At 44.7% G+C, this 25911-nt stretch carries 19 protein-coding genes and 1 tRNA gene; 16 read left to right on the forward strand and 4 right to left on the reverse strand.

The genetic code is table 11. The features are described from left to right. Position 1 precedes the first annotated feature (1 nt). The 3 genes from B2248_RS04280 to B2248_RS04290 are packed head-to-tail and all read left to right on the forward strand — an operon-like array spanning position 2 to position 4369. The gene (locus B2248_RS04280; RefSeq protein ID WP_273178616.1) at positions 2–1540 is read left to right on the forward strand and encodes a cryptochrome/photolyase family protein; all 1539 of its coding nucleotides are present in this window, start codon (positions 2–4) and stop codon (positions 1538–1540) included. Next, positions 1540–2931, forward strand: a complete 1392-nt coding sequence (gene phrB, locus B2248_RS04285) for a deoxyribodipyrimidine photo-lyase (protein ID WP_273178614.1) — start codon at positions 1540–1542, stop codon at positions 2929–2931. The genes B2248_RS04280 and phrB overlap by 1 nt, the downstream gene beginning before the upstream one ends. 58 nt (positions 2932–2989) lie before the next feature. Further along, a complete protein-coding gene (locus B2248_RS04290) occupies positions 2990–4369 on the forward strand; it encodes a sensor histidine kinase (protein WP_273178613.1) in 1380 nt (459 codons plus the stop codon). On the opposite strand, the gene B2248_RS04295 is transcribed toward B2248_RS04290, so the two are convergent. After that, the gene (locus tag B2248_RS04295; protein WP_273178611.1) at positions 4370–6307 is read right to left on the reverse strand and encodes a methyl-accepting chemotaxis protein; all 1938 of its coding nucleotides are present in this window, start codon (positions 6305–6307) and stop codon (positions 4370–4372) included. It abuts the gene before it with no gap. A 54-nt stretch (positions 6308–6361) separates the two neighbouring features. Then, positions 6362–7432, reverse strand: a complete 1071-nt coding sequence (gene queG / locus B2248_RS04300) for a tRNA epoxyqueuosine(34) reductase QueG (protein WP_273178609.1) — start codon at positions 7430–7432, stop codon at positions 6362–6364. Positions 7433–7476: 44 nt separating this feature from the next. Between queG and B2248_RS04305 the strand changes: the two genes are divergently transcribed. The 5 genes from B2248_RS04305 to B2248_RS04325 all read left to right on the forward strand — a co-directional run bounded on the left by B2248_RS04305 (position 7477) and on the right by B2248_RS04325 (position 13698). After that, positions 7477–8958: an NAD(P)H-hydrate dehydratase gene (locus B2248_RS04305; protein ID WP_273178607.1), complete on the forward strand. Its 1482-nt coding sequence runs from the start codon at positions 7477–7479 to the stop codon at positions 8956–8958. Positions 8959–8967: 9 nt separating this feature from the next. Further along, entirely contained in the window at positions 8968–9423 is a 456-nt protein-coding gene (tsaE, locus tag B2248_RS04310) for a tRNA (adenosine(37)-N6)-threonylcarbamoyltransferase complex ATPase subunit type 1 TsaE (protein WP_273178606.1), read from the forward strand. Between the two features lie 98 nt (positions 9424–9521). Further along, positions 9522–10868, forward strand: coding sequence for an N-acetylmuramoyl-L-alanine amidase (locus B2248_RS04315; RefSeq protein ID WP_273178605.1), 1347 nt, complete (start codon positions 9522–9524; stop codon positions 10866–10868). A gap of 33 nt (positions 10869–10901) precedes the next feature. Next, a complete protein-coding gene (mutL, locus tag B2248_RS04320) occupies positions 10902–12563 on the forward strand; it encodes a DNA mismatch repair endonuclease MutL (RefSeq protein ID WP_273178604.1) in 1662 nt (553 codons plus the stop codon). 28 nt (positions 12564–12591) lie between these two features. Beyond that, complete coding sequence (locus B2248_RS04325; RefSeq protein ID WP_273178603.1) at positions 12592–13698, forward strand: hypothetical protein; 1107 nt, start codon at positions 12592–12594, stop codon at positions 13696–13698. Between the two features lie 70 nt (positions 13699–13768). Here B2248_RS04325 and B2248_RS04330 read toward each other — a convergent pair whose 3' ends face one another. Next, positions 13769–16885, reverse strand: coding sequence for an efflux RND transporter permease subunit (locus tag B2248_RS04330; protein WP_273178601.1), 3117 nt, complete (start codon positions 16883–16885; stop codon positions 13769–13771). Positions 16886–16926: 41 nt separating this feature from the next. Beyond that, positions 16927–18018, reverse strand: a complete 1092-nt coding sequence (locus tag B2248_RS04335; protein WP_273178599.1) for a hypothetical protein — start codon at positions 18016–18018, stop codon at positions 16927–16929. Between the two features lie 139 nt (positions 18019–18157). Here B2248_RS04335 and B2248_RS04340 point away from each other — a divergent pair. From B2248_RS04340 to nikR, 8 genes are all read left to right on the forward strand, one after another. Beyond that, positions 18158–18233, forward strand: a tRNA-Phe gene (locus B2248_RS04340). A gap of 319 nt (positions 18234–18552) precedes the next feature. Continuing rightward, positions 18553–19758, forward strand: coding sequence for a porin (locus B2248_RS04345; RefSeq protein WP_273178597.1), 1206 nt, complete (start codon positions 18553–18555; stop codon positions 19756–19758). A gap of 470 nt (positions 19759–20228) precedes the next feature. After that, positions 20229–21194 (forward strand): ABC transporter substrate-binding protein, encoded by a 966-nt coding sequence (locus tag B2248_RS04350; protein WP_273178595.1) that lies wholly within the window; start codon positions 20229–20231, stop codon positions 21192–21194. A gap of 107 nt (positions 21195–21301) precedes the next feature. After that, positions 21302–22249, forward strand: coding sequence for an ABC transporter permease (locus B2248_RS04355; protein WP_273178594.1), 948 nt, complete (start codon positions 21302–21304; stop codon positions 22247–22249). Between the two features lie 9 nt (positions 22250–22258). Next, positions 22259–23167, forward strand: a complete 909-nt coding sequence (locus B2248_RS04360; RefSeq protein ID WP_273178592.1) for an ABC transporter ATP-binding protein — start codon at positions 22259–22261, stop codon at positions 23165–23167. Beyond that, on the forward strand, positions 23167–23931 hold the full coding sequence (locus B2248_RS04365) for a creatininase family protein (protein ID WP_273178590.1): 765 nt from the start codon (positions 23167–23169) through the stop codon (positions 23929–23931). The genes B2248_RS04360 and B2248_RS04365 overlap by 1 nt, the downstream gene beginning before the upstream one ends. A 26-nt stretch (positions 23932–23957) precedes the next feature. After that, positions 23958–25328 carry a type III glutamate--ammonia ligase gene (gene glnT, locus B2248_RS04370; RefSeq protein WP_273178589.1) on the forward strand — a complete coding sequence of 457 codons (1371 nt, stop codon included), beginning with the start codon at positions 23958–23960 and terminating at the stop codon, positions 25326–25328. Positions 25329–25414: 86 nt separating this feature from the next. Then, complete coding sequence (gene nikR, locus B2248_RS04375; protein WP_007147022.1) at positions 25415–25864, forward strand: nickel-responsive transcriptional regulator NikR; 450 nt, start codon at positions 25415–25417, stop codon at positions 25862–25864. Positions 25865–25911 lie beyond the last annotated feature (47 nt).

Genomic DNA, 25911 nt, shown 5'->3' on the forward strand with positions numbered 1-25911 from the left:
CATGAGACTCAATCTTATTCTGGGTGATCAACTTAACTGGGACAGTCTCATCTGGCAGGATATTGATCAGGAAAATGATATTTTCTGGATGGCCGAAATATCGCAAGCCTCACTGCAGCCGCCTTCCAACAAACAACGTAGCGTAGTGTTCCTGTCAGCCATGCGCCACTTTGCCGAAGACATACAGAAAAAACATTTTCAGTTGCTTTATTCGCCGATTAGCGATGGTTTAAGATCGTTCACTGATGCCCTCAAAAAAACCTTTAGTGACCATAAGATAGATCGAGTTCGCTGCGTGCTCCCCGGTGATTTCCTGGTGATGCAGGAAATTGAACACGCGGCTAAGCAACATCAGCTAGAGATAGACTGGTTAGAAGACGTACACTTTATCGCTAAACGCGGAGAATTCAGTCACTGGTTAAAACAACGTAAAAAGCCCACTATGGAATACTGGTATCGGCATTTGCGAGAGTCAAGCCAAATCTTGATAGATAATGGCAAACCACTGGGCGGCCAATGGAATTTTGATAAATCAAACCGGCAAAGTTTTTCCAAACAAGGTCCCGATGTCATTAAGGAAAGTCCTAATTACAGCATTGATGAGATCACACAAGATGTCATCGATACGATAAAAAAAGACTTCTCTCAATTGCCCGGCACTATCAATACTTTTAACTGGCCAGTGACCCGTCGCCAGGCCTTGATTCAACTACGGCATTTTATTGATCATTACCTGCCTTTTTTTGGTGATTACCAGGATGCCATGTGGACTGAACAACCTTTTTTGTATCATGCCCGACTCTCCGCCAGCCTGAACCTTAAATTACTACAACCGCAGGAAGTTATTCAGGCCGCTGAACAAGCCTATAAAAATGACAAAGCCCCGCTTAATGCTGTTGAAGGCTTTATTCGACAAATACTGGGTTGGCGTGAATATATCAGAGGGTTGTACTGGGCATATAGAAAAGACTGGCTTCAGTTTAATGCACTCAACGCCGAGCGTGATTTACCCGATTTCTATTGGACAGCAGACACCGATATGCAGTGTTTGCATCAAGCCGTAAAACAAGTGCTTGATCATGGTTATGGTCACCATATTCAAAGGCTAATGGTGACAGGTTTATTTGCCTTGCTATGGCAAGTTGATCCGAAACACATTCATCACTGGTACCTTGGCATGTATGTGGATGCGGTCAGTTGGGTCGAGGTGCCGAATACGATCGGTATGAGCCAATATGCGGATGGCGGTATCGTTGGCAGTAAGCCTTATATTGCCAGTGGCGCTTATATCAACCGCATGTCGAATTATTGCCAGCATTGTCCATTTGATCCGAAACAAGCTTCTGGTGATAAAGCCTGCCCTTTTACTACACTGTATTGGTTTTTTATTGATCAACATAATGAGCTTATCAGCCATAACCCTCGGCTTGCGATGCAGGCGAAAAACTGGGCAAAAAAATCAAACAGCGAACAACAAGCCATCCGTGAACGTGCCGAATGGCTATTTCAACATCTCGATACAATGAACAAGGAAGCCTAATGTCAGCATCACAGTTAGTCTGGTTAAGAAATGATCTGCGTTTAGATGATAATCCAGCTATTGCACAGGCCCAGCAACTTGGCGATATTCAGGTTCTTTTTATTGCCACCGCCAAACAATGGCGACAACATGATGAGTCTGATGCCAAATTAGGGCTAAAAGCGGCCTCGATCAATGATATTTGCCAGAATCTTGCCAAGAAAGGCATAGCGTTCACGTTGATAGAGGTCGATTATTTTGCTGATGTAGCAGACGCTTTACTGGCTTTTTGCCAGCAAAATAAAATTGAGGCGGTGTGGTTTCAGCAGGAAACAGCACTGGATGAATGCAGACGTGATGAACAGGTCAGTCAGACATTATTAGAAAACCATATCGAATGCCATGCACTAGAGTCAGATTTACTGGTGCCGGTGCCGGTGCTTACTCAAAAGGAGGAACCTTATAAGGTATTTACCCCCTATTACCGAAGCTGGCGAACGCTTCTTGAAGACCGAGCCCGGTCACCTTATGACGAACCAGCCAAACAAGGTAAAGCTATTGAGGTAAAAAACATCAATCCTGACTGGGCTGGCAAATACCGTGACGATTTATGGCTCGCTCAAGAAACTGAAATCCTGCAAAAGCTTCAACAGTTTTGTCAGAAAAAACTCAAAGCCTATCCGGACAAACGCGATTATCCGGCGATGCCAGCAACAAGTACTCTGTCACCTTATTTATCGCTGGGACGAATCGGTCCAAGACGGTTATTACATACCATTCAATATTATTGTGCAGAGCAGAACCTGCATTGGCAGGATAATGACTGGTTAAGAGAGCTCGCCTGGCGCGACTTTTACCGGCAATTACTGATCCACTTTCCTGAGTTAAATAAAGAAAAACCCTTCAAGCCAGAAACAGAAAATCTGGTGTGGAATGATAGTGAGTCAGCGTATAAGGCCTGGTGTGACGGCAACACGGGCTTTCCCATTGTCGATGCTGCCATGCGTCAATTAAATCAAACCGGCTGGATGCACAACCGTTTACGAATGATCGCCGCCAGCTTTTTAACCAAACTCTTATTTATTGACTGGCGTCAGGGCGAAAAATATTTTATGCAAACCCTTATTGATGGTGAATTTGCGGCGAATAATGGTGGCTGGCAATGGAGTGCATCCACCGGCTGTGATGCGGCACCGTATTTCAGAGTCTTTAATCCTCAGCGACAATCAGAAAAATTTGATCATGATGGTGAGTTTATCCGGCGGTTTGTACCGGAGCTAAAATCACTGTCTGCAAAACAGATACATTCGCCAACGTCAGCACAGCGAAAAGAGTTTGGTTATCCAGAGCCCGTTGTGGATTACAAAAAAGCCCGACAAGAAGCGATATCAGCGTTTGATGCATTAAAGTAACGGCAAAACAATCACTCTAAGTATTTGATATTCGTTTGATTTAACATATGATTCGCTTATGTTCTATGGTGAATCAGACGGTTATATTGATCCAGCTCTGCCGAAGCTGGATCCAAAAGCACTAACCCAATTACAACAACAAGCGGCGAAGGATCTGGCAAAACGTACCATTCCTGGTGGTGTAATTGTATTGCTAGCCTTGCTTATTTCAGCGTATTACTCTCCCATCATTGATGATGCCCCGCTTTTTACCTACGTCTTATTCGCTTTTATGGGTATCGTTTTTTTATGTCGCTTGTATGTCGTGCTTTCATTTTTAAAACAACCGCAAGCACTGGATAAATGGCTAAAACAACTGTTTGCTGTCTTTTTTATTTCCGCGACCACATGGGGTATCTATGTCGCGGTATGCCTTTATCTCTATCAAACCTTGTTTACCAATATGGTGATTCTGATGTTTACCATCGGGATTGGTGCGGGCGCATTAACCAGTTTATTTATATGGAAACGTCTCGCTCAGATGTATTTGTGCATGATATTTCTGCCTATCATTTTGTCCACAGTGCTTAAATGGAACTTAAGCACCATCAGCATATTGTTTGGGCTGGTTTCATATATGATTTTTTTGCTGGTACAGGCAACCCGTGCTAACGCAGAGTACTGGCAGTCACTCTATTTAACCAAAATTCTTCAGCAACAAACTTCTGAGCTTATGATGGCAAAAGAACAGGCTGAAACAGCCAATCGTGCCAAAACAGAGTTTTTATCCAGCATGAGTCATGAGTTAAGGACCCCCCTTAACGCCATATTAGGCTTCACTCAGCTACTCGCCACCGATCCTAAAATGCCTCTTCGTTCTCAGCAGGCTGAAAGTCTTGATCATATTATGGTAGCAAGCAAACACTTACTAACATTAGTCAATCAAGTGCTCGATCTGGCAAAAGTCGAAAGTGGCCATCTGGATTTGACGCTCAAGCCGACAAATATTGGTGCCATCGTCACCGATTGTATCTCGCTCGTAGACACACAGGCTAAGCAGAAGCAGATCAAGTTTGTGATCGCCGACGATCCGGCGGTATTTGTCTATGCTGATCCCATGCGTTTAAAACAAATCCTAATCAATTTACTCAGTAATGCCATCAAATATAATCGTCAGGAAGGCCGTTTAATGCTCGAATACAAAAAGCAGGCGGATTCACTTCGTGTGCTGGTTATTGACACCGGGCCAGGTATTTCCCATGAAAATCAACGATTACTGTTTTCAAGTTTTTCTCGGTTGGGACAAGAAAATTCGACCACTGAAGGCAGTGGTGTAGGCCTGGTCATCACCAAAAAACTCATTGAGGCAATGGGTGGACGAATTGGCTACCAAAGTAAAGAACAACTTGGCTCGACATTTTGGTTTGAACTCCCATTAGCAAGCAATGCTGAGTCCTGATCACTGTTTCAGCGCAACAACTAATAATTTCAGTTCTTCACTAATAGTCGTTAAGCCTTTTCCAGACTGACCAATACCCTCAATATGTTGATTCACATCAATGGAGCTTGATTTAATCTGCTCTGCAGCTCTGGCAATATCATCAACAGTCGCAGTTTGCTGTTGGGTGGCCACAGCAATCGATGAATTCATTTGTGTGATGTTATCCATTGCAGAAACAACGGGTTCCATGGCGAGATTTGCTTCGTCAGTCTGTGTCGCGCATCGTTTCGCAGCGGAACTCTGGCGGCCAATAATATTTGTCGCCTCAGCACCTGAACTGGTGAGTTGCTCAATGATGGCTTTGATTTCTTCTGTTGACTCCGTGGTTCTCGATGCCAGCAATCGAACTTCATCTGCCACAACGGCAAAACCTCTGCCATGCTCACCAGCTCTGGCGGCCTCAATAGCGGCATTTAATGCCAATAAATTGGTTTGTTCTGCAACACTCTGAATCACTTCCAGTACAGAGTGAATATTTTGACTGTTTTGTTCCAAGCGATGAATAACCGCTTCTGCATCGAGTAGATCCTTAGCTAACTGTTGCGTTGCGTTTGATGCTTCGCTGAGTTTATGCCGGGCAGAATGTGTTGCCTCGTTTGCTTGCATCACATGCTCTGATGCATCTGTTGCGTTATTGGCGACCTCTTTAAAAGAGTATGACAACTGCATCACGGCAGTAGCCACTTGATCGGTACTATGCTGCTGTTGCTGTGTAAGAGTGGATGTCGCCTTTGATTCTTCTTGCAAAGATCGACTCGCATCAATCAATGTCTGAGCCTGGTGATCTAATTTATCTATCAAGTCGCCAAGATAGTGCTGAAGGTGAAGTGCTGCCTCGACCACTGAGTTGGTTTCAGCAAAAGCGAGTTCAGAGGTCAGACTCTGCTGATAATGGCCATTGAGCATGGCTTTAAAAAAGGTGTCGAGTTTAAACAAAAACCGCATCAGACGACTCTGCATGACAAACTGCAGACAAAGGGCCGGAACAATAAAGAGTCCAGCAAATAAAATCATCCATTGCAAACGCTGAGTGATATCAGCTTTTATCTGACCTATATGCGCTTCATACGTTGCCAGCCTTGCTTGAAACGCTAGCATTTTCTGGTTTAACGCTTCTCTACTGACTGTCACTTGCTGTTGCATAGCCAAAGTATTGTTAAGTTCTTTTTCGTAACGCTGAGTCAGACTTTGCAATGACGAGATACTGAGATCACCTAACTCATCAGGTTCTTCAGGTATTAATGCTTCTTCATCAACTTCTGTGTAGACGCCAAACCGCGGCATCGCTTTCAATTGATTAACGAGGTCAGCAAAATGTTGATTTTCGTCTAATAAGCTTTTCTCAATCGCCTTATCCTGAGTCTCAAAATAACGTTGACGATAAAGTGAAATTTGATTCAGGCTATGCTCAAGCTCTACCAACACTTGAAGAAAATCAGCAATCTGTGATGCAGGGGTGGCTTCTGCTTTTTCCGCATATCGGTTCAAACTCAGCAAGTCACCGTTACGTTCGCGTTCATTATTCATCAATAAAGTTTGTGGATTAGCTGAAAGTTTGCCTGCAGAACGTACCTGCTGCACTTCTGCTTGTAATGCGTCGATGCCTTCTTGAATTGCGCTATTATCTGACTCGCTTAACCAATCAAACGTCTTTGCTTTCATGGTATCAAGCTGATTTTCCGCATCCTGTAATAAATTAGCCTGTCCCGAAGCCAGGTAACGCTCGAGCAAAATCCGTGTATCTATGTCAAAGGCATTACGATACTGCTTGAATTCCTGAGTGATTTGATAAGGTTTATCCAGTTGGTACCATCCCCATACGGCGACAGCAGATGACAGAATGAGAGCAAAAACAATAACAAAGGTAATCAGGCGGGAAACAAACGATAACTTCACTTAATTTCTCAGCAGTTAAAAACGTGCTGAGTTTATAGCCCTTCAATGACAGCTTTATGACACCTGATGCTGCTGTAACGCCCAGTCAATGTGTTCCTGCACCATATCTGACACTTGATTTGAGCGGCTCTGTAATGCCTCAATAACTGACTGGCTCGTTTTCGCATTACCTAAAGCAACCGCAATATTCCGTAACCAGCAATCATAGCCAATTCGCCGTATCGGACTCCCTTCCAGGCGAGATAAAAAGGTGTGCTCTGACCACATAAACAGGTCAACAAGCTGAGGCGCATCTAAACCCTCGCGGGGTAAATAATCTGATTCCGTGGTGGCCTGTGCATATTTGTTCCAGGGACAAATCAATTGGCAGTCATCACAGCCATAAATTCGATTTCCCATTAAAGGTCGAAATTCTTCAGGTATGGCGCCACGTAACTCAATCGTTAAATAAGAAATACAGCGACGCGCATCCAGTTCATATGGGGCAACAATGGCTTGCGTTGGACAGATATCAATACAAGCTGAACAACTGCCACAATGAGCAGAAACAGACTGCGTCGCCGGTAGCGGTAAATCGGTATAAATTTCGCCTAAAAAGAAGTAAGAACCGTGATCACGATTAAGTACATTGGTATGTTTTCCTATCCAGCCGAGTCCTGCCTTTTCGGCAATGGCTTTTTCCATGACCGGCGCGCTATCTGTAAATACCCGATAGCCAAACTCGCCGACCTCTTTTTGAATATGCTCGGCCAGTTTTGCGAGACGTTTTCGCATCAATTTATGATAATCACGGCCAAGGGCATAACGTGATACAAACGCCTTTTCACTGTCATTAATCACCGACCACGGTTCGGCTGCTTGCCCTGGCCAATAATCCATTCTGACACTGATAACGCTAAGTGTTCCCTCGACTAGCTGTGCTGGGTGTGTGCGCTTACTCCCATGCTTTTCCATAAAGGTCATCTCGCCATGAAAACCTTTTTCCAGCCAGTTCTGTAACTGCTTATCGGCTGCAGACAAGTCAAGATCACTGACGCCCAATGCCTGAAAACCAAGCGAGCGCGCCCAACGCTGCATACGCACAATAAAATCTTGCCAATTGATATCGCTGTTTTGTTTGTCCATGAACCTATTATAAGCTGTCAGCATTGAATGACAGGACTCATCTTATGCACACACTGCCGGACAATTTATATACAGCAGCGCAAACCCGTGAAATTGATCGCAGCATCATTGAAGATCATCACATTAGCGGTAGCGAACTGATGTCGCGTGCGGCAAAAGCCGCTCTGGATATTTTGGTCAAAACCTGGCCTCAGACCAAATACATCATCGTGCTGTGTGGTGCCGGTAATAATGGTGGTGATGGTTACGATCTCGCGCATCAAGCTATTAATCAGGGTTTCAATGTCGATGTTATCGAACTGGGTAATCCCGAGAAAATGAGTGAAGAAGCTTTTAAGGCCAGGCAAGGCTTTTTAAGCACGGGCCAAAAAGCACAACCATTTAATGGTGACATCAAGGACGCTGATGTCCTCGTTGATGCCTTGTTTGGTACAGGCTTGGATCGCCCGGTCGCTGGAGATTATGCAAAAGCGATTGAAGCCATGAATGCTAAGACCAACACACCGGTGTTATCTATCGACATCCCTTCCGGCCTGAATGCGGATACTGGAAAGATTATGGGGGTAGCGGTTCGGGCTGATGTTACCGTTAGTTTTTTAGGCTTGAATCAAGGCTTGTTTACTGGGGATGGGCCTAATCTATGTGGCTGCATTTATTTTAATGATTTGGATGCACCGGATACGGTATACGAAACAATTCCTACTGCAACCAAACTGGCTCAGTTCGAACATTATCAGTCACTTCTAAGCCCGAGAGCACGCTCAGCGCATAAAGGAGACTTTGGGCATTTACTGGTTGTGGGTGGTAATCAGGGAATGTCAGGTGCAGCCAGGATTTGTGCAGAAGCTGGCGCGCGAACAGGGGCGGGGCTTATTAGCATTGCGACATATCCTGAACATGCCAACTGGTTAAATATTGACCGCCCGGAATTAATGGTTAAAGCCATTCATTCAGTTGATGACTTAACATCGCCATTAGCGAAAGCATCAGTGATAAGTTTTGGACCGGGACTGGGCCAAAATGCATGGTCTGAAACCTTATTTAACACACTTATCAATACAGATAAGCCGATGGTCATTGATGCTGATGCCTTAAATTTATTAAGTCAGCATCCCCATAACAAGCCCAATTGGATACTCACGCCCCATCCAGGTGAAGCAGCCAGGTTACTCGGCACCAACAGCAGTGAGATAGAAGCCAATCGCTTTCAGGCAGTTAAACAAATTCAACAAAAATATGGCGGTGTGGTCGTGCTTAAAGGCGCCGGCACACTGATTTGTGATGGTCAAACAACGCTAGTCTCAACCGCGGGCAACCCCGGTATGGCAAGTGGTGGTATGGGAGATGCCTTGACCGGCATTATCGGCGGATTACTCGCGCAGAAAATGTCACTCTTTGACGCCGCCAGCCTTGGTGTCATACTTCACGGTATGGCAGCCGACAGAGCGGCTAAAGAACATGGAGAGCGAGGATTACTGGCATTAGACTTATTACCTCACCTCCGCCACCTGTTGAACTTAAAATAAGAAAATAACGTGCATAGATACCTCGACAACGAACAAGCTACGCTTGATTTAGGCAGAGAACTCGCCTTAGTTGCGCCTGCCCAGCTTTTTACTATCCATCTTGAAGGTGAACTCGGCGCCGGGAAAACCACCTTTACCCGCGGCTTTGTGCAGGCTTTAGGTCATCAGGGCAATGTCAAAAGCCCGACCTATACCCTGGTTGAGCATTATCAGCTCAATAACCGTGATATTTATCATTTTGATTTATACCGGCTGAGTGACCCAGGTGAACTCGAGTTCATGGGCATCGATGACTATTTCCACACAAATGCCATTTCACTGATCGAGTGGGCTCAACGGGGTCAGGAATTTTTACCGCCACCCGATCTGATGATTCAATTGACGTATCAATCCAAAGGAAGAGAAGTCGATATTCAAGCGATGACAGCTTTGGGTGAAGAAGTCTGTGGAAAACTTCACAAATAGTTCAACTTTCCTTTGTATCTCATTTATTTAGAAAGAAAACTTGATTTTAATTTTAAGCAAAGAGAAAATAACCTCCAAGTGATCATAAGGGTGTTGAGATGGTCCGTCTCCTGCTAAGTTTTTTTCTACTATATGTTTCAGTGCCTGCTTGGGCTGATGCGATTCAAGGTCTTCGTGTATCTGCTGATAACCAGAGTGCCCGTTTAGTCTTTGATCTTGATAATAAAGTCAGCTACAAAGCGTTTACATTAGCTAATCCTGATCGTCTGGTCATCGATTTGAAAGGCTTTCAGCAACGCGACAAATTAACCATTCCATCGTTAATTAATACGCCGATTAAAGCTGTGCGTTATGCTGCTTATGATCAAAACACACTGCGCGTCGTATTGGATTTAGCACATGAAGTGCAATATCAGGTTCAGTCCTTACCGCCACAAAAAGATTATCCGAACCGTTTAGTCGTCGATTTAAGCTATACCAATGCCCAGCTCAAACAATCCATTGCTGCGGTCAAAGATGAAGCGTTGAATAAGCCCGCTGCCACCGTGACAAATAAAGTTGAACAACAACAAAAAATCATTAAAACCAATAAAATTCTGCCGCGAAGGGACATCATTATTGCCATCGACCCCGGCCATGGCGGCCAGGATTCAGGTGCATTAGGTCCTCATGGCACCAAAGAAAAAGACGTTGTCCTGTCTATTGCCAAAAAGCTTGCCTACCTGGTGGATAAAGAACCGGGAATGCGCTCTTACCTGACACGGGACAGTGATGTCTTTATCAGCTTAAGACAACGTATTCGTCGCGCCCGCGAAAATGGCGCCGATATGTTTATTTCTATTCATGCTGACGCCTTCACTAACCGCAATGCCAGAGGTTCTTCGGTTTATGTGTTATCCAGCCGCGGTGCCAGTAGTGAGGCTGCTCAAATCCTTGCTGACCGCGAGAATGCGGCTGACTTAGCAGGTGGGATCAGTCTGGAAGATAAAGACGATTTATTAGCGTCAGTGTTACTCGATCTTTCTCAAACAGCGAGCTTGGAAGGCAGTCTGGAAGTCGCTGAAACCGTATTATCCGGTCTAAAACGCGTAGGGCATGTACATAAAAAGCATGTAGAGTCAGCAGCCTTTGTGGTGCTCAAATCGCCCGATATCCCTTCTATTCTGGTTGAAACAGCGTTTATTTCTAATCCGGAAGAAGAGCAGAAGCTGAAAAATGCTAACCATCAAAATAAACTGGCACATGCGATGATGGTCGGTATTCGTAATTATTTTCAAAAAAATCCCCTGCCAGGAACCAGTATGCCGCAGCAACATATAGTGAGCCGTGGTGATACTCTGAGCATGATAGCTCAGCGCTATCAGGTCAAAATGGCAGACATTAAATCAGTCAATAATCTGGCCTCATCCGAAATTCAAATTGGTGATGTGTTAAAAATCCCCTAAACCTCTTTGAATCCATACGTTAAACTCTAGCGTATGAACGAAACCAGAATTCACGCTCTCCCACTTCATTTAGCCAATCAGATTGCGGCTGGTGAAGTCGTTGAGCGTCCCGCTTCCGTACTCAAAGAGCTTGTTGAAAACAGTATTGATGCCGATGCAAGCCAAATTGATATCGTCATTGAAGGCGCGGGAAGCCAACTGATTAAAGTCACCGATAATGGTAGTGGTATTCACCCTGAAGACTTAGCTTTAGCCTTAAGTCGTCATGCCACCAGTAAATTACATAGCAGCGAACAACTCAGCGTGATCGGTAGCTTAGGCTTTCGTGGTGAAGCATTACCCAGTATCGCTTCAGTGACGCGTTTAAGCCTCACATCCAAGCAAGCCGAACAAGATTGTGCCTGGCAAGTGCGTTCAGATCAGTTACAGCCAGAGCCAGCAGCTCATCCAGATGGCACCACCGTGAGTGTCGCGGAACTGTTTTTTAATTTACCGGCACGTCGTCGCTTTCTGCGAAGTAATAAAACCGAGCTTCACCATCTTATTACCACCTTCTATCGACTCGCATTAAGTCGCTTTGACATTGGTTTCAGTGCCCGTTTTGATGAACAGACTTCGATTAAATTACCTGCACTCAAGTCAGCTGATGCGTACTCACAAAGACTGGTAAAAATCTGTGGTCAGGCCTTTGTTCGTGATGCCAACTACCTGGAACAGTCTTTTGAAGACATTCATTTATCTGGTTGGGTCAGCAAAGCCTCTGCCCACCGAGCTCAAACCGATGTGCAATATTTCTTCATCAATGGCCGTGTGATCAAGGACCGGGTGATTAATCATGCCATTCGTCAGGCCTATGGCGAATTGCTGCCATCTGGTCGCCAGGCAGCTTATGTTTTATACCTGACCATGCCGTTAGACCGTGTTGATGTCAATGTTCATCCAACCAAGCATGAAGTCCGTTTCAGAGATGCACGTTTAATCCATGGGCTTATCAATAAGGCGATTCAGGAAGCACTGCAAGAAACTGAAGTAAAAAATAGTCGTCAGACGGAATTAACGCTGCCAGAAAATATATACATCAATGAGCAGGCATCGACATATCAGGCAGAAACAACAACGATAGAAAAATCGACCAATCTTAAAAATAAGATGACGGCTCGAGCTGACTGGTCAGCCGCATCGATTTTACATAACCGTTTTATTGTTATTCATGCTCCAGAACCGGCGCTGATTGATCTGCAACAAGCGGACAAACGTATTCGCCAACAACAGTTTAAGCAAGCTATTCACAACAACACTGTGAGCTCCAGGCCGATTCTAGTCCCTGTTCGGTTTCCGCTGTCCGTCTCAGACATCAATAAATTCCAGAATTTTAAAACCTGTTTATCTTCTTATGGCATTGAGTTTGAAGTGGATGACACTTCGCTGACAATTAAACGTATTCCATTTCTTTTATCGCAAGTCGCCTTGCCTGATTTAGTTAGCCGCTTAGCAGCAATACTCGATGACAAAAGCAGCGATAGTGACGCGTTAATCACCGATGAACTGATACGCTTAATACCGGATAATCCGATCCATAACCTTGAACAAGCAAAACCGATTATCGAACAGGTACTCAGTAATAGCATTGAAAAAACACAGTGCTATCGTAAACTTGATCCCAGCTTACTGACTGGCTTATTCTCATCTTCATAATAATGACACAACTCCAGAGAGAAATATTATGGCTAAGTCAGCTCGTTCAGCCCCATCCCTTGTCCCGGCAATTCTTGCCTTAATTGTACTGGTCGGATTAGCGTATTTACTTTTTGCTGACTTACAACCCTCCCGCACCGAGCATACGGTTTCGCCCCCGATTGAAATTGAAGATCCGCAAATAGAAGAAATCACCATCGAACCTGTTGCACCTTCCGAAGATCAACAAGCGATTACTGAGAAAGAAGCTGAACAATTTGTTGACCACCTGGGTAGTAAAGCTGTCACGCTGGATGGCAAACAGGGTGAGTTCGTCCGTAAAGACGGCACGATTGTGATTCCAAAAGTAGAAAAACGTGACACAACTATCGGTCAGCTACTAGCCGATAAAAGTCTTAGCCCTGACACCCCTGTCACCATCGAATACACCGAGACCGAAAAACAACAGACGACAATACAGGCACTTGATGACAGCACTGAAGATAAAAACACGATTGTCACCATAGAAAAAGCTGACGGCAGCCAGCAACAAAGCCCATTGATAGATTTAATAAACGATAATAATGTCGATAAAAATGCACAAATTACCGTGATTAACAAACAGCCCATTCAGAAAAAAACCACGATTGGTCTATTATCACAATCCGAACTCTCCCCCAAGCAGGCCATTCACGCAGAAATCGATCGCGGCTCTATCGAGTTGTCAGTGAATGATATTGTCAAATCAGGAGGTTTGGATGACAACGCATTGTTTTACCTGCATCGCGTTACCGAAGCCGATCGTCAGGGATTATGGGGCATTATTCAGTCAGGTTTGATTCAGCGTTTTCGCCAGGGCCTAACCCTTGAAGGCATAGGCATTAATAAAGATCTGGTCCGAGTCACCATTCCTGCTGATGCCGATGAACCTTTACCCACCGGCCTAAGCTCATTTCTTGGCAAAATACTGAATAATAAAGTGGAATCCAGCTACATCTATAACTACACCACCAGCACGATGGGACATAATCCGGATCTTATCTATCCTGGACAGCAACTGATTTTGATTCATTTCTCCAATGATGAGTTAAAACAAATCTATCAATTCTTTGCTGATCAACGAAACGAGCAAGCACAAACGTTTGCCATTCACTGATGATTTTAGAAATCGCCTTTTTTGTTGTTGTATTGCTGATTATTGGTGTGGCCTTTTTAATCCCGTTTGATTAAATGGTGTTTACACCTGACTCACTTTCCTTGTCGGCGTTAAATCGTCCATAGCGCAACATCACGCTTGGCAGCACTAATAAGTTCAATATCGTCGATGAAATCAAGCCACCGATGATAATACTAGCCATGGGTCCCATGATTTCACGGCCGGGGCTATCTGAGTTCATTGCAATCGGTAACATCGCCAGCGCCGTCACTAAAGCGGTAATCAGAATCGATGGTAAACGCTCCTGAGCACCACGAATGGCGGTATCCAAATTCCATTCCGCCCCTTCTTCTTTCACCATATATTGATAATGTGACACCAACATAATCGCATTACGCAAGGTAATCCCAAAAAGAGTGACAAAACCGACTAATGAACCGATAGACAAGACGCCGTTCGTTAATACGACGGCCAGCACGCCGCCGACTAAAGAAAACGGTAAGTTAATTAGCACCAGCAACATATTACGAAAGCTTTGTAATGCCACAAAAAGTAACAATAACACCGCTACACCTGCCAAGGTGGAATGCACAATTAAATCCTCTCGCGATTGTGCTTGTGCTACCGCTGCGCCAGTAAATTCGGGATAAATATCCGCTGTAAATGCCACTTCCTCATGAACCCGTTGCTTAAGCTCAGCGAAGAAAGAGCTTAAATCACGATCGGTGACATTGGCAGTGACGGTCTGTAAACGCTGTGATCCGCGATGCTGAATCATATGACGTCCAGAGACCTGTTGAATGGTCGCAATATCCTGCAAGCGCAACATCACCCCATCAGGTGTCTGAATGGGTAAATTTCTTAATTGTTGGGGTTGTCGACGCAATCTTTCGGGCAGAACCACAACCACATCAAACACCTGATTGCCTTCATAGACCTGGCCGACTACAGCACCATCAAAGCCTGTTTTAACAGCCTGCATCACCTGAGCAGGACGTAAGCCCCAATAGGCCAGTTTGTCTAAATCCAGCCTAACCTCGAGCTGAGGCTCGCCAGGTGGCGCGCGCAACTGTACATCTGCCGCGCCATCAATATCCCTGATAACTTTGGCAACTTCTTGTGCTGTCTGATCTAAAGCATCCAGATCTTTGCCATAAATATTCACCACAATCGGTGAGGTATAACCAGAAATCGTTTCATCAATACGTTCGGTTAAAAACGTATTCACTTCTGAATTCACACCGGGAAACGCTTCTAAGATCTCACGAATTTCATCCAGAACCCGCTGTTGTGATGGACCATCCATCGGTTCCAGATCCACTTCATACTCGCTGTAGTGGGTACCAAAGGTATCCGCACCACGCTCAGCACGCCCCGCCCATTGTGACGTTGAACGAACACCGGGTATTTCCGCCACACGTTGCTCAATACGGCCGCCGATTCGCAAGGATTCTTCAATGGATGTCCCAGGCACACTGGCAGTATGAATAATGTAATGACCTTCTCGTAACTCGGGTAAAAAACTTCCTCCTAAAAAAGGCAGTATTGCTAAGCCCGCTAAACAAAACCCAAGCACACCCAATAATGTCACTCTTGGAAAACGGCTTATCGATGATAAAAGACGGCCATAAACAGGTTTAATCATCCTCACCAATGGTGGCTCGTCATGACTGACATCTCCCGCCCGGGTCAGCAAGATATGGCAAAGCGCCGGGGTTACCGTTAATGCCACCGCTAATGAGGCAAAAATAGCCAGAATATAGGCTTCACCCAACGGCTCAAACATTCGTCCGGCAACCCCACTCAAGGTCAATAAGGGCACAAATACCAGCATCACAATAAAGCTGGCATAGACGACGGAACTCCGTACCTCCATCGACGCTTGATACACCACTTCCATCGCAGGTTTTGGCTTCGCGAGTAGCGCGTTTTGTCGTAAGCGACGAAAGATATTCTCAGTATCAATGATAGCGTCATCCACCACTTCACCCAGCGCAATCGCCAGCCCCCCCAACACCATAATATTGATGTTGATGCCAAACTCTAACAGCACAATCATGGCCGTAAATAAGGACAGAGGAATGGCGGTCATCGAAATAACAGCGGTACGGATATTAAATAAAAACAAAATCAGCACCAGCATGACCAGCCCACCACCGACCATCAGATGCTCTTGAATATTATGCAAGGAGGTCTGGATGTAATTAGCAGGCCGGAATAAGTCATCATGCAAGACCACACCTTCCGCAGCAAAGCCATCTTTGAACTCATCTAAAGCCGCTTCAATACCTTCGGTCACCGCCAGCGTATTGGCTTTGTACTGACCAATCACCATTAGAACAACAGCAGGTTTACCACCAATAGCTGCACCACCGATTGTGGGCGCTGGCGCTTCTTTCACTGCTGCAATATCACCCAGCCGTAAAACAGTATTTCCCTGTTTTCTGACAACAACCTTGGCTAACTGCTTGGCATTAAGTGGTTGTCCGCTGACTTGAATAGTCATCCGCTGATTCTGATTTTCAATAAAGCCCGTGCCCATAATGCCGGTGGCTTGTTGCGCCACAGTCATCACTTCATCGAGCGAAATGCCATATTTCGCTAATTTGCTGGGGTCGATTTGAATTTGCAATTGGCGTTCATGGCCACCAAACACATTGATATCTGCCACACCATCAACACTCAACAACCGCGGAGAAAGCGTCCAGTCAACAAGTGAGCGCAGTGTCATTAAGTCTTGTGAGTCCGAGGTCAGACCAATGGTCATAATTGTGCCCGACGAGGACTCTAACGGCACCATTAAGGGTGACCCAACACCTGCAGGCAGAGCGTCTTTCAAGCCTAACAAGCGTTCAGACACTAACTGTCTATCCAGATAAATATCTGTACTGTCGTAAAACGTCAGAATCAGTACCGACAGGCTTGGGATAGATTGTGAGCGGATAGACTCCATACCCACCAGCCCACCCAAGGCATTTTCTAAAGGCTGGGTCACCAACACTTCGACTTGCTCAGCCGTCAGCCCCTGCGCTTCTGTTTGAATAATGACTTGTTTGGGGGCAAATTCTGGAAAGATATCCAGGCTGGAATTAGATAGCTTGTATATGCCATAGATCAACAGCATGGAGGCTAACGCCACGACCACACCCCGAAAGCGCACTGAGAAAGCAACGACTTTAGACAACATACAGCTACACCTCGGTCAGCAGACAATTAGAGAAGACGTGTTTAATCATCATCGTCCTCATCATGAATCTGCCAGCGGAACTCTTCGGATAACAACATTTGTGCGCCTGAAATCACCAGTTGATTTCCTTCTTCAAACTCATCCTGAATAAAAATGCCTCCAGCGACCAGCTTGCCATCACTCAAAGGAATGCGTTTATAGCTGGTGTCATCCAATTGGATATACGCCCACGGTTGCCCTGAATACCAGACGATCGCTTCATTCGGAATATGGAAACCAGAATCAGGATCACTATTTTCCGGAATCCAGGCATCCAAGCGCATCCCGAGACGAAGCTTGCCGGTCGCAATCCGGAAGTAATAGGTTTCACCCTGGATTTGTTTTGCACTGATATAGGCTGGAGAAACGAAATAGGCTTTTCTTGCTGATGCACGATCCCCCGCACGTGAAACCCGAATCACATTCACATCGGCTGGTAAAGACGATTCCATCGGCAGAGTTACCATCAATAATGTGTCATGACGATTGATTAGTCTCTCCAGCTCTTTGGACGATTTATCCATGACCCAGTTAGCTATGGATTCGCCCCAACTTTGAATAAGCTCTGTTTTCGCATCTTCCAGCTGAAACTCCGCAGACTCGAGATTGGCTTTTGCCTCACGCCAACTAGTTTCTGCATAAATCACATTTTTACTGGCTACACTACCAGTGCCCTTAGCCAACTTTTTCAACCTTTCCCACTCGAGTCGATCTGCATTTTCAGTCACCTTCGCGATAGTGACAGCCGAACGAAGCTGATTGAGTCGTGAGCGCCACTGAATCAGCTCACGAATATCCACCACTTCGGCATAGGCTTTAAATTCAGGGAACAATAAGCTCTTAGTCAGCTTAAGCGTTTCAATACCAGTATAAGGAGCTGTTTCCTCGTCTAGTTTGACAATCAGAGGTCGATTTACATCATCGTCTTGTTCAATCGCATCATCGTCGTCATCACTATCCGCCTGGTGCTGACTGGAAATAAACGTTTTAAATCGCTCAGTCCAGGATGTATCCGATAAAAACCCCACTACAATAAACGTAAGAGCAGCCAGAATTATCAACGACCAGAACCACTTTTTACTTGATGCCGACATTCAGTTATCCATTGAATAATCAATAAAAATAGCTGGTCATTAGAGCATGCCCCTCTTCACCGGACAAGTCCGGAATAGAATTAATGATGATTTCCCCTTGACATCATTACTGCCAGAGGGTTTAATACGCACCCTTATCGGCTCGATAGCTCAGTTGGTAGAGCAAGGGATTGAAAATCCCTGTGTCCCTGGTTCGATTCCAGGTCGAGCCACCATGAATTCTAAAGAACCCAGATTTCTGAAAAGAAGCTGGGTTTTTTATTGCCTGTTATTTCTGTTGTATATTTTCCACAACAAATTATCGTTTTATACCCAGCCCCTCAGACCGCAATGCATCAATACATTCGTTAACAGATATCAGAATATCTGTGGTAAAAAAAACACAGAAATGTGATTTTCTCGTCAAAATAAAAAAAATTGTTGTAAAAGTGTTGCAATAGATTTTTTTATATGCAAAATAGCTAACAACCGAGACAAACTCCGGTTACGAGAGAGACTTAAAGTAATCTGTTAACAATTAGAAGGTGAAACAGAATGAAATTATTAAAAAAATCAACACTGGCTACATTAGTCGGTGCAGCAGCATTAACAGCTGCTGGTGCAGCTAACGCGACAATCGTTGTCGGTGGTGAAAACGGCTACGAATTCAGCGTTGACGGTAACATCAACCAATTCTTTATCGCTAGCGACCAAGACAGCGCTGGTGGTGCATTTGACCAAGATAACCAACAAGTAGCTAACGGTCTGTTACCTACATTCTTTGGTTTTAACGTGGCAATGCCTGAAATCAATGGCCTTAAAGTGGCAGCACGTGTTTCAATCTCGCCATCAACTAACAATGGCAGCTATCCAGACGGTGCTTTGGAAGGTGACGGCTCGATGGAGCAACGTGAAGCGTTCGCCACTGTTGATGGTTCTTTCGGTCAAGTCATGTTAGGTAAAGGCTTAGGTCTTTACGCTGCGAATAACATCCTGTTAGACCAAACTTTATACGGTGTTGGTGCAACCGGTGTTACTGCAGCTGGTAATCAAAACACTGGACAAACGTCATTAGGTCGTATCGGTTGGGGTTATGACTATGCCAACTGGCGTTCACAAATTCGTTATACCACGCCAGATATGAACGGCTTTAAAGTAGCTGTAGCTGTAGCTGATGGTGATGATTTATTACAACCAGCTGATTATGACAGCACTGCTTATGAAAAAAAGGCTCGTTATGAAGCATCTTTAAGTTATGCAACAGCATTTGATGGCGGTTCTATGAAACTGTGGTTAGATGGCATGACTCAAAAAGTTAAAGTGAATGGTGTGTCCGACCGTGACACAGATGCCTACACTGTTGGTGGTCAATTAATCTTGGGTGGTTTTGAAGCAGTAGCTTCATACTACGACAATGAAGGCCAAGGTATTGGTGGTCTTGGTCTGGGTGCATTTAGTGCTGATAATGTCGAACGTGATGGTGATGGTTACTATGCACAGTTAGGTTACCGTTTCGGTGGTCAAACTTTTGTTGCAGCATCATACGGTGAATCAACACTTGATAGAGACAGCTCTAACACAGATTTCGGTACAGTAGCTGACCTTGATAAAAACAAAATGACAACTGTTGGTATTTATCATGATGTAACAGCTAACCTGAAACTGGTTGCTGAATACTCAAAAATGGAAACTGAATACCACGTTCAGTCTTCTGATGATGAAGTTGATGTATTATCTCTGGGTGGTTTCATCAGCTGGTAAGCTAATCTGAAACAATTCAATTGAATTGATTCAAAGCTTAATAAAAGAGCTTCAACCTTCGGGTTGGGGCTTTTTTTATCGCTATCATTCTTATTATTCAATACATCCTTCCCTATTTCTGCTGGGGTATTCGGGCTATTAACTTCATCAGATGAAGATTAACTCGCCCAATTTTGGGGCTTATTGATGCGCTGATGATTCTTTTTAGTGCAAAAGAATAAAACCAACCTTCTTTTTGCATCGCCTTCAAAATAAAAAAATTAACAGTATCCAATCATCCTTTTATTCTTTTAATACACTGTTATCCATTCGTAAAGCACCTTCTATCGGGCTTATCCAGTCATTTTTATTAATTCATCAATAAGCCAATTTTCTTCTCTTACATCCCTGCCCCCACCTGCTGGCATACATAGTGCAACCGTCAGTATTACCAAATTGGTAAATCGTAATACTAACCGGGGTATCTAAAAATGAAAAAAAGACTATTTCTCTCTCTTTTTGCAGGTTTCTTACTCGCAGGAAATGCTAACGCTGAACCATTGAAAATTGGCTACAGTGACTGGCCAGGCTGGGTTGCTTGGGAAATTGCTATTGAAAAGCACATGTTCGAAAAAGTCGGCGTGGATGTGCAATTTGAATGGTTTGATTATGTGGCCAGTATGGATGCTTTTGCTGCAGGTCAGTTAGATGCGGTCACCATGACCAATGGTGATGCTCTGGTAACAGGCGCAACTGGTGCACAGAATGTGATGATTTTGATTAATGATTACAGCAATGGCAACGATATGATTGTTGGCGCGCCCGGCATTAACTCCATCACCGATCTGAAAGGTAAAAAAGTCGGTGTCGAACTAGGTTTTGTTGATCACTTATTATTACTTAATGGGTTAGAAAAAGCGGGCATGACTGAGAGTGATGTTGAATTAGTTAATGTCCCAACGAATGAGACGCCACAAGTGTTGGCATCGGGTCAAGTCGATGCAGTGGGTGCATGGCAACCGAGCTCAGGCCAAGCTTTGCAACTTGTTCCGGGCTCTAAACCGATTTACACCAGCGCTGATGAACCAGGCCTTATCTACGATGTGCTCGCGGTATCACCATCAAGCTTAGCTGCTCACAAAGATGAATGGAAAAAAGTCATTGATGCCTGGTATATGGCAATTGATTACTTAAATGATCCTAAAACACGTGATGATGCGATCAGCATCATGGCCGCACGAGTTGGTGTCGAACCTGAGGTTTATAAAGCCTTTATCGACGGCACAAAAATTTTGACTAAAGAAGAAGCACAAGCCTTTATGAAAAAAGCGGATGGTTTTGGTTCTTTGTATGGCTCAACTGAAATTGCAGATAAGTTTAATGTCGACAATAAAGTCTATGCAGATAAACAGACTGTCGAAAATTATATTGATCCATCCCTTTTATTAGGCGAGTAAACCGTTAACGGGTACCGGCATTTCTGTCGGTACCTCTCTCCTCCTGATTTTTTATGTCATGACCAGGCAGGGGATCGTGTTGTCTGAAAATAGCAAAGGTACTGTTTATGTCACTCTTTTCAGTTAATAAACCGCTTGAACCACGTAGTCGTAAGTTGGTGACTATCAGCAGTTTTATATTACCTATTCTTATCTGGTGTCTGGTCAGTTATGTACCGTTCATCTGGCATCCGGAAGTAGAAATCACCACTCCAGGATCAGTGAACTATTTCCGTGAAGGTATGTTGGTCGATAAAATGGTTTTTAATGCCGAACGTGACAAAGCTTCTGCAGCGGGGAAAGCCATACCTGAGGGCAAACCGGCCAACCCTATTTATTTGCCTGCACCTCATGAAGTACTCCGTGCTTTCTATACGTCATTTACAACTGAACCTAAACGTAGCAGTGAACTCTGGCTACATGAAAGTCTATGGAGCAGTATTCAGGTTATTTTTTATGGCTTTCTTTTGTCGTCCATCATTGGCATACCGTTAGGCATCCTGGCTGGCACCTATGACTTTTTCTCTCGTTTATTCGAGCCTTTTATTGAATTCTTTCGCTATTTACCTGCACCGGCTTTTGGTGCCTTAGCGGTGGCGATTCTAGGGATTTATCAGGCCCCAAAAATAGCGATTATTTTTATCGGTACCTTTTTTCAACAAGTACTGATCGTGGCCAATACCACCCGTAAGCTGGACCCGGCTTTACTTGAAGCAGGCCAAACCTTGGGAGCTAATAATCGCTCCATGCTATTTCGAATTGTATTGCCAGGCATTTTGCCGGATCTGTATCGGGATACTCGCATTCTGCTGGGCTGGGCCTGGACTTATCTGATTGTGGCTGAATTGATCGGTACCAGCTCAGGCATCACCTGGTTTATCACCCAGCAAGCCCGTTACAAAAACTTCGACAATGTGTTTGCCGCCATCATGATGATCGGCATCTTGGGCCTCACCATTGACTTATTACTCGCCTGGTTTGGACGTCGTCTCTTCCCATGGCAAAAAGCAAATTAGGAGCACGAGATGAGTGAATCAAACTTACCTGATTATCGCATTCAGTCAGAGGCTGTCCGGGATCGTTTCGTCCGCATCAAAAAGCGTCCGGTAACGATGGAAGTTGCTGGATTAAGCAAAACATTCCAAAGCCGACATGGCACTGTTACTGCCCTTAAAGATATTAACCTGACTATCCATAAACGTGAATTTGTCTGTGTCATCGGACCATCAGGCTGTGGTAAATCGACTTTAATTCGTATTTTGGCGGGCCTTGAACAAGCTACGGAAGGCGAGGTAAGACTGGATGGAAAAGTGGTTGATAAACCCGGTCCAGAGCGAGGCATGGTATTCCAGGGTTATACCTTGTTCCCATGGCTAACCGTCAAGAAAAACATCATGTTTGGCCTGATTGAGTCTGGCTATGACAAAGGCACTGCAGAAGCGGAGGCCAGACAGTGGATCGAGTTAATTGGCTTGTCACGCTTTGAGAACAGCTATCCACATCAACTCTCTGGCGGTATGAAGCAACGGGTGGCCATTGCTAGAGCATTAGCCAATAAACCCAAAGTCTTGTTAATGGATGAACCGTTCGGTGCACTAGATGCACAAACACGCAGCAAAATGCAGGCATACCTGATGGAGATATGGAAAAACATTGATGTCACGGTATTTTTCATTACCCACGATCTGGATGAAGCTATTTATCTCGCTGATCGCATTCTGGTACTGAAAGCCAATCCTGGTGAAGTACAAGAAATCATTGAAGTCGCTGTGCCCCAACCACGTCATCCAGAACAATTTTTATCACCAGAATTTATCGCCACTAAAAAACGACTGGAAGAACTGATTCATCCGCCTAAACAGGATGATGATGACGATCATCTGAATCTTGTTCGCATGGTGCCGGTAAATGATGAAGTTGGGAGTGTTTTCTAATGTATGAATTAGCACAAATGACCTGGGAAGAAGTCGCAGAAGCTGTCAAAAGTGGCGTGGATACGGCTTTACTTCCAGTTGGCGCAACTGAACAGCATGGACCACATATGGGTTGCGGTATGGACTCAGCCATTGCTGACACCTTGTGTAAAGAAGTAGCGAAACAGACGTCTGTCATTTTACTACCGACACAACCCTATGGTTGCTCAATCGGCCACTCAAAACGCTGGCCCGGCACCATGGCGCTTAATCCTAAAACACTGATTGATGTTATTTCAGATATCGGTGATTGGGTGGCGTCTTCAGGTATTAAACGGCTGTTACTTATCAATGGCCATGTGACCAATGCTGCACCGCTTCGCTGTGCGCTGGAAATGCTCAGAGCACGTCATGACGACTTAATGATCGGCCTTGTGCATACCGCTCAAATTTCAGAACGGGTACGTAAAGCCCATCATGACGATGCGGAAGACTGGCATGCCAATCAGGCTGAAACAGCTTTGATGATGGCTTTACATCCGGAGTTAGTGCGTGAAGATAAATTACTCGATGCAGACGATCCGGACCGAACCGATGGCTGCGTATTCAGCCACCCTGTCAATCGCACCAGTTTAAATGGTGTGACAGGCAAACCATCCACAGCAACCAAAGCGGATGGTGAAGCACTTTTTTCATGGATGTGTGAAGACTTATCTCAACTGGTGATGAGAGCAATTAAGGAACAACCGCCGCTTGATCAAAGCTACCACCAGTCTCTCTTATAAACCGTTAACCAAAGAAGGGTAATCTCATGATTAACATCAAAACTGATGATGAAATCAAAAAAATACAAGAAGAGTTAAAAAGCAAAGGCGTGAAATACTGCATGGGTACCTATGTGGATATCCACGGTGTTCCTAAGGGTAAAGTCGTGCCACTCTCTCATTTACATCATATGGCGCATGGTTCAGAACTCTACACCGGTTATGCCGTAGATGGCTTGGGACAACAACCTAATGACGATGAAATCGCTTCTGTGCCGGATCTTGATCACATCATACAAATGCCATGGCAGCCTGAAATAGCCTGGATGCCAGCCGATAATACGCTTTACAAAAAGCCCTATATGCTGAGTACTCGTGTGTTACTTAAGTCGGTACTCGAGCAAGCAAAAGAGCTGGGTTATGGCATGAATCTGGGTATTGAAGCAGAAGTTTATCTGGTGAAGAAAAATGCCGACGGGACTTTATCCGTTCCAGATCCTGATGATAAATTGAAAAAGCCATGTTACGACACTCGTGCTTTTTTAAGTAATTTCAGTTGGTTAGATAAAATGGCCACCAGCATTGATGATCTCGGTTGGGGACTTTATTCCTTCGATCATGAAGATGCCAACGCTCAGTTCGAGTTCGATTTCAACTATGCTGATGCCATTACCAGTTGCGACCGCTTTACTTTCTTGAAGATGATGGCAAAAGAATATGCCAAACAGGAAGATCTGTTAGCCACATTCATGCCTAAACCTTTCTCGAACAAAACAGGCACGGGCGCCCACTTCAATATGTCGCTTTATGATCTGGAAACAGGAGCCAATCTGTTCCAGTGTAAACCTGAAGAAGATGAGCACGGCTTGGGATTAACCAAATTAGGTTATCAATTCATCGCCGGTGTTTTAAAACATGGTCCTGCTTTGTGTGCAGTGTTTGCCCCCACAGTGAATTCATACAAACGTTTGGTTCGCCAAGGTGATATGCCTTACTTCACTTGGGCACCGGTCTTTAACTCATTTGGTTCAAATAACCGCACTAATTCGGTTCGCGTTCCTATGGGTGGTGGCCGTTGTGAATCTCGAAATGCGGATGGCGCTGTCAATCCATACCTTGCAGCTGCCTTAGTTTTAGCTGCTGGCCTGGAAGGCATCAAAGAAGGGCTTGATCCTGGCAAACCTCAGGAACGTAATTTGTATGAATTAACCGAAGCCGAACGTGAAGAATTAGGTATTCAGTTCTTACCAAGAACGCTTGACGAAGCGATTCAGGCATTCGCTGCCGATCCCTTTGTAGAAGAAGTATTAGGTAGTGAGTTGAGAAACGAGTTTATTCGCTATAAACAAGCCGAGTGGAATGAATATCACACGGTGGTTAGCGCATGGGAAGTTGAACGCTACAGTCATTTATTTTAGACAGAGCAAGGTATCACCCCGGCCAAAAACTGGGGTGATAGCCTTATATCACTAAACAATAATGATGACATACGCCAGGAGTTCGTATGAGCAAAGAAAAAGTCAGCCGTATAAGCATATCCTTACCAGAAAGCCTGTTAGAAGGTTTGGATGAGATGGTCAGCAAGCGTGGTTTTGAAAGTCGCTCTCAAGCGATTTGTGACATGATCAACTTACAAATTAATGAGCACCGTGCTCAACAAGGCGATACCGTGATGACGGGTACGGTTAATCTGGTTTATAACCATTCAGTGCCAGGTTTGCAGAAGCGTCTCCATGATCTCCAATATGAATATATTGATGAAGTGATTAGCAATCTCAATGTCAATTTAACCCATACCAATACACTTTCAGTCATTCTGGTACAAGGTCCAGCTAATCGACTGAACATGATCGCTGACAAAATGATTACGCTACGCGGTGTTGTCTACGGCCGACTATTATTGAACGCCGATATTATTCCCCCGATCCACCCTCTACCGCCCAAACAAACTTAAAGCCATTATTACTCTCGTTGTCAGTTGACCGAATGCTATGGATTAAG

The sequence above is a fragment of the Methylophaga sp. UBA2012 genome (genome assembly GCF_002335235.1).
GTDB classification, from domain to species: Bacteria; Pseudomonadota; Gammaproteobacteria; order Nitrosococcales; family Methylophagaceae; genus Methylophaga; species Methylophaga thalassica.